We start from the raw sequence: 6,155 nt of genomic DNA, 5'->3' as shown, positions 1-6,155 counted from the left end.
CGGGGCGCGGGGCGGCGTCGGCCCGGTTCGCCCCGCCGGGGCGCAGCCACCGCTTCGGGGGACGCGGGCCGCGACGGCGCTCGGACATAGAGGGTCCTCACCTTCCTGTCGCGAGCACTGACCTCAGTGCAGGATATCGCCCTATATGACCGAGGTGCGTCCCGGGGGAGCGGTGGGCGAGGCAATAGTTGCCTCCGGTCAAGCGTTTTTCGCGGGAGCCCCGGCCCCGGGCCACGGAAGCCGTCTCCGGCGCCCGCACCCGCCGCCTGCTACGGCAGCAGCCCCGCGCGGCGTGCCTCGACCACCGCGTGGAGACGGGTATGGGCCCCCAACTTCCGCATCGAGGACCGCAGATAGCTCTTGACGGTCTCCGGCCGCAGCCCCAGCCGCTCCGCCGCCGTCGAATTCGTCGCCCCCGAGGCCACACACGCCAGTACGTCCACCTCGCGCGGCGACAGCTCCACCCCGTTCCGCCCGCTCCGGTGCTCCCGCTGCCTGCCGCGCCCCGAGGAGGCCCTGGCCAGCCGGGAGCAGACGGTGAGTATCTCCTCGCGCAGCTTGCGGTCGGGCACCCGGTGCGCCAGGGCCCGCAGATCGCCGTGGGCCTCGCGCACCTCCTCCCACACCGCCGGATCGGTCTCCTCCGCCGACGGCTCCCATCGCGGTCCCGGCGGCTGCCCCCGCCGCTGGCGCGCCTCCGTCAGCAGCCGCTGTGCCTCCTCCCGCACCGCCAGCTCCTGCGCCAGTTCGCTCTCCAGCACGCGCTCCAGTTCGCGCGCCGACTCCATGGCCGAGGTCAGCGCCCGGTCGCCGAGCACCAGCGGCTGGCGCAGCGCGCCGTACAGCACCCCGCGCACCCGCCCGCGCACCACCACCGGCACCGCGAGCATCGAGCGCAGCCTCTCCGCACCCACCGCCGCGTCGTATTCATGACTGATCGCCCGTGAGGTGGGGTAGTCCGCCACCGAGATCGGCCGGGACATGGTGAGGACCTTGCCGCCGAGGCCGTTGCCGGGTGTGATGGCCAGACCCCGCAGGGAGTTGGTCGTGGTGCCGGTGAGTTCCGAGATCCGGAACTGCCGTGAGCCCGAGAACAGCCCGCCGAACGCGACGGGCAGGCCACCACGCCGGCGCATCCGCTGAAGCGTGCTCCGTACGTCGACGGCCCCGTCCGATCCCGTCACGGCCACCTCCCGCATCCAGCGCCACCCCCGTCCGGGGGTAGTGAGACTCAGATCACCCGTCGCACGATGCTAGCGAGCGGTACGCCATTCAGGAGGACAAGTGACAGCAACGAATCCGGCTCACGACTTCCGCGAGGCACGGGACTTCCTGCTCGACCACCGGGAGGACTACGCGGCGGCGTACGAGGGGTTCGGCTGGCCACGCCCGGAGCGGTTCAACTGGGCCCTGGACTGGTTCGACGGGATCGCCGGGCGCGGCGGCGACCGTACCGCCCTGCATATCGTCGAGGAGGACGGCAGCGAGATCCGGCTGACCTTCGAGGAGCTGCGCCGCCGTTCCAACCGGGCCGCGAACTGGCTGCGCGAGCGCGGCGTCCGGGCCGGTGACCGCATCGTGGTCATGCTCGGCAACCAGGTCGAGCTGTGGGAGACCGCGCTGGCCGCGATGAAGCTGCGCGCCGTGGTCATCCCCGCCACCCCGCTGCTCGGCCCGCTCGACCTCGCCGACCGCATCGAGCGTGGCCGGGCGGCGCATGTGGTGGTGCGGGGCGCGGACACGGAGAAGTTCGCGGAGGTGCCGGGCGACTACACCCGGATCGCGGTCGGCGGCGCGCCCGAGGGCTGGCTCGCCTACGAGGACGCGGGGACCGCCAGGATCACGGCGGAGGACGCGGGGGACGACGAGCCCTTCGTGCCCGACGGGCCGACCCTCGCCACCGACCCCCTGATGCTGTACTTCACCTCCGGCACCACCGCCCGCCCCAAGCTGGTCGAGCACACCCATATCTCGTATCCCATCGGGCATCTGGCGACGATGTACTGGATCGGGGTCGGGCCGGGCGATGTCCACCTCAACATCTCCTCGCCCGGATGGGCCAAGCACGCCTGGTCCAATCTCTTCGCCCCCTGGAACGCCGAGGCCACCGTCTTCGTCCACAACTACACGCGGTTCGACGCCACCCGTCTGATGGCCGAGATGGACCGCTGTTCCATCACCACCTTCTGCGCCCCGCCCACCGTCTGGCGGATGCTCATCCAGGCCGATCTCACCCAGTTGCGCACCCCGCCCCGGGAGGCCCTCGCCGCGGGCGAGCCGCTCAACCCCGAGGTCATCGAGCATGTGCGGCGCGCCTGGGGGGTGACCATCCGGGACGGCTTCGGCCAGACCGAGACCGCCGTTCAGGTGGCCAACACCCCCGGACAGCCGCTCAAGCCCGGCTCGATGGGACGGCCGACCCCCGGCTACCGGGTCGTCCTGCTGGATCCGGTCACCGGCCGGCCCGGTGAGGAGGGCGAGATCTGCCTCGACCTCACCGGCCCCGAGGGCCGTCCCGTCGGCCTGATGACCGGCTACGAGGGCGACGGGGAGCGCACCGCCGAGGCCACCGCGGGCGGTTACTACCGCACCGGGGACATCGGATCGCGCGACGCGGACGGCTACATCACCTACATCGGCCGCGCCGACGACGTCTTCAAGGCGTCCGACTACAAGATCTCGCCGTTCGAGCTGGAGAGCGCGCTGCTGGAGCACGAGGCGGTCGCCGAGGCCGCCGTCGTCCCGGCCCCCGACCCGCTGCGGCTGGCCGTGCCGAAGGCGTACATCGTGCTTGCGGAGGGCTGGGAGCCCGGCCCGGACACCGCGAAGGCGCTGTTCGCGCACTCGCGGGCGGTGCTCGCGCCGTACAAGCGGATCCGCCGGTTGGAGTTCGCCGACCTCCCCAAGACGGTTTCCGGAAAGATTCGCCGGATCGAGTTGCGTGAACGCACGGCACAGGGTGGCGGTATCGAGTTTTATGAGGAGATCTGATGACCGACGCTCATATGATGACCCACCCGCACGAACGTGAAGGCGTACGTGAACGTGACCCCAAGGAGCTCCCATGACCGACCTCACGTCTGACCCACCAAGCCCAGCGGGGCTCTCCTACACCAGCGGGGCCGGGAACCTCCCGCTGCTCGGCGAGACCATCGGCGCCAATCTGGCCCGGGCTATCGAGCTGTACGGCGACCGCGAGGCGCTCATCGACGTCCCCTCCGGCCGCCGCTGGACCTACGCCGAGTTCGGCAGGTCGGTCGAGGAGGTCGCGCTCGGGCTGATGGCCAAGGGGGTCGCCAAGGGCGACCGGGTCGGCATCTGGGCCATCAACTGCCCCGAATGGGTGCTGTTGCAGTACGCCACCGCCCGCATCGGCGCCATCATGGTCAATATCAACCCCGCTTACCGCGTCCACGAGTTGCGGTACGTACTCCAGCAGGCCGGAATCTCGGTCCTGGTCTCCTCCATCGAGCACAAGACCAGCGACTACCGGCGGATGGTCGAGCAGGTGCGATCGGCCTGCTCCTCGCTGCGCGATGTGATCTACATCGGCGACCGGACCTGGGACGGACTGGTGCGCGCCGGGGCCGGGGTGGCCCCCGAGCGGCTGGCCGAGCGCGAGGCCCGGATCAGTTGCGACGACGCGGTCAACATCCAGTACACCTCCGGCACCACCGGCTTCCCCAAGGGCGCCACCCTCTCCCACCACAACATCCTCAACAACGGCTTCTTCGTGGGGGAGACGGTCCGCTACACCGCCGAGGACCGGATCTGCGTGCCGGTGCCCTTCTACCACTGCTTCGGCATGGTGATGGGCAACCTCGCGGCCACCAGCCACGGCGCCTGCGTGGTCATCCCCGCCGCCACCTTCGACCCCGTCGCCACCCTGGCCGCCGTCGAACGGGAGCGCTGCACCTCGCTGTACGGCGTCCCCACCATGTTCATCGCCGAGCTGGCCCTGCCGGACTTCGCCACCTTCGACCTCAGCTCGCTGCGCACCGGGATCATGGCCGGATCGCCCTGCCCGGTGGAGGTGATGCGCCGGGTGGTCGCCGAGATGCATATGACCGAGGTGTCCATCTGCTACGGCATGACCGAGACCTCACCGGTCTCCGCCCAGACCCGGCCCGACGACGACCTGGTCCGCCGCACCTCGACGGTCGGCCGGGTGCTGCCGCATATCGAGGTCAAGATCGTCGACCCGGCGACCGGGGCGACCGTGCCCCGCGGCACCCGCGGCGAGCTGTGCACCCGCGGCTACTCGGTGATGCTCGGCTACTGGCAGGAGCCCGAGCGGACCGCCGAGGCGATCGACTCGGCGCGCTGGATGCACACCGGCGACCTCGCGGTGATGGACGGCGAGGGATACGTCCAGATCGTCGGCCGGATCAAGGACATGATCGTCCGCGGTGGGGAGAACGTCTATCCGCGGGAGATCGAGGAGTTTCTGCACACCCACCCCAAGGTGGCGGATGTGCAGGTCGTCGGCGTACCGGACGAGAAGTACGGCGAGGAGGTGCTGGCCTGCGTCATCCTGCGCGAGGGCGCCAGGACCCTCACCCGCGATGAGCTGGCCCGCTTCTGCCGGGGCCGCCTCGCCCACTACAAGGTCCCCCGCTATCTGCGTCTCATGGACGCCTTCCCGATGACGGTCAGCGGCAAGGTCCGCAAGGTCGAGCTGCGCGAGGCGGCCGCCCGGGAGCTGCTGCCCGAGACCCGGTCCGAGGCCGGTCCGGCCGAATCGGAAGCGCTGGTCGGGCGGGCCGAGCCGCAGACCGCGCCGAGCTGATGAGTCGCGGGCCCCTCTACTACAGCAGGGGCCCACACCCCCACTACACGCCCGCCACAGCGGGGGCCCACCCCCCCGCCCGTCACCGGACGGCGTTCGGCAGGCACGACTTCACCCCGGATCGCGCGCCGCGGCTGAAGTAGGAGACCCGCTGGGAGGCGTCGCCGTGGTCGGAGACGTCGGTCCACGGGGTCCTGTCGGCGAGTGCGGTCAGGGCGTCCGCCAGCTCCTCGGTATCACCCTCCTCGAAGGTCAGCGTCCCGTCCTGGGCGGCGCCGAAGAGGACCGCCCCGGCCAGGCAGTCGGCCTGAAGCTCACGGGCGAGGTCGACCAGGCCCGCGTCCAGACGGTTCTGGACGGCGTGGCCCCATTCATGGGCGATCACCAGATAGACCCAGGCGTCGCCCCGCGCATGGCCGAAGCGCATCAGGTCCATATCCCACGCTATGTAGTCGCCGTCGGGGCAGTAGACGGCGTTGTCATCGGGGAGCGGCTCACTGCCGCAGACCGGCGTACCGGGGGTGTCGCCGTCGTAGACCCCCAGGATCCGGGGCGGGTTGTAGCCGCCGGTGAACAGCTCGGGCCAGTGGGTCTGCCAGTAGGTGGTGGTGACGGAGACCGCCGCGTTGATGTCCTCCTCCACACCTGTTCCGCCGTCGGTGGCATCAGGGCTGGTGAGCGGGGTGGGCGTGCCCGGTGTGGCGCCGGACGGGGGCCCGGGTGCGGCCGAGGAGCTCTCCACCGTGGGCGGCGGCACAACGCCGCCCCCGCAGCCGGTCACCAGAAGCAGGGTCAGGGCGGCGGCGAGCGGAGCCCATGACCTCGGGTACCACGGAACAACCATCGTTTCGGCCTCCGGCCGGTCGAGCGGATGGGACGGTGAAACCGTGGAGGGCGGTGCCTCAACGGAAGCGTTCCCCCGCCATGAGCACAAGGGCCGACCGGGGTCAGCCGTCCGGCGGCCCCATCCGGATCAGAGCGTCCGCCGGGTCGTTGACGGGCTGCGGGGTGCCGGTGAGGTCCATGATGAACAGCGGCAGATGGAGTGCGTCGGCGCGCGCCCGCGCCTCCCGCGCATAGCCCGCGAGCGAGAAGAAGACGCTCATGGCCGACTTCTGGAGCCCGTTCAGCCACAGGCATTCGATGTCCCGCAGCCCGGTGGGGCGGGTGGTCGGATCGACCTGGGCGACCACGCCCGTCCCGTAGAGGTCCACTCCGGACGCGGCCCGGTCCTCCGAGGGCCGCAGACTGTGGAAGCCGAGCCACTTCAGATACAGCGCGGCGGCGGTGACCGCGTCCCGCGCCGTACGGATCGTCACCGGCCGGAAGGCGGGGCGCCGCACGACCGGGCCGCCGCCCCCGGCCG

4 protein-coding genes and 1 pseudogene are annotated in these 6,155 nt (G+C 71.2%); 2 read left to right on the top strand and 3 right to left on the bottom strand.

Annotated features, from left to right (window positions below; all coding sequences use genetic code 11):
- Positions 1 to 269: 269 nt before the first annotated feature.
- Positions 270 to 1,199, bottom strand: a complete 930-nt coding sequence (locus tag KN815_RS45290) for a helix-turn-helix transcriptional regulator (protein WP_216347627.1) — start codon at positions 1,197 to 1,199, stop codon at positions 270 to 272.
- Between the two features lie 85 nt (positions 1,200 to 1,284).
- Here KN815_RS45290 and KN815_RS45285 point away from each other — a divergent pair, with 85 nt between their 5' ends.
- Both KN815_RS45285 and KN815_RS45280 read left to right on the top strand, forming a co-directional pair.
- Entirely contained in the window at positions 1,285 to 2,991 is a 1,707-nt protein-coding gene (locus KN815_RS45285) for an AMP-binding protein (protein ID WP_216347626.1), read from the top strand.
- A 73-nt stretch (positions 2,992 to 3,064) separates the two neighbouring features.
- A complete protein-coding gene (locus KN815_RS45280; protein ID WP_216347625.1) occupies positions 3,065 to 4,789 on the top strand; it encodes an AMP-binding protein in 1,725 nt (574 codons plus the stop codon).
- An 82-nt stretch (positions 4,790 to 4,871) separates the two neighbouring features.
- Here the strand turns inward: KN815_RS45280 and KN815_RS45275 are convergent, their stop codons facing one another.
- Both KN815_RS45275 and KN815_RS45270 read right to left on the bottom strand, forming a co-directional pair.
- On the bottom strand, positions 4,872 to 5,633 hold the full coding sequence (locus KN815_RS45275) for a neutral zinc metallopeptidase (RefSeq protein ID WP_216347624.1): 762 nt from the start codon (positions 5,631 to 5,633) through the stop codon (positions 4,872 to 4,874).
- Positions 5,634 to 5,736: 103 nt separating this feature from the next.
- Positions 5,737 to 6,155: pseudogene (locus KN815_RS45270) on the bottom strand (hypothetical protein); the annotation flags it as partial.

The sequence above is a fragment of the Streptomyces niphimycinicus genome, from assembly GCF_018883605.1.
Classification (GTDB): Bacteria; Actinomycetota; Actinomycetes; order Streptomycetales; family Streptomycetaceae; genus Streptomyces; species Streptomyces niphimycinicus.
The sequence above is the reverse complement of the archived record's forward strand: the minus strand, read 5'-3'. Positions and strand labels throughout refer to the sequence as shown.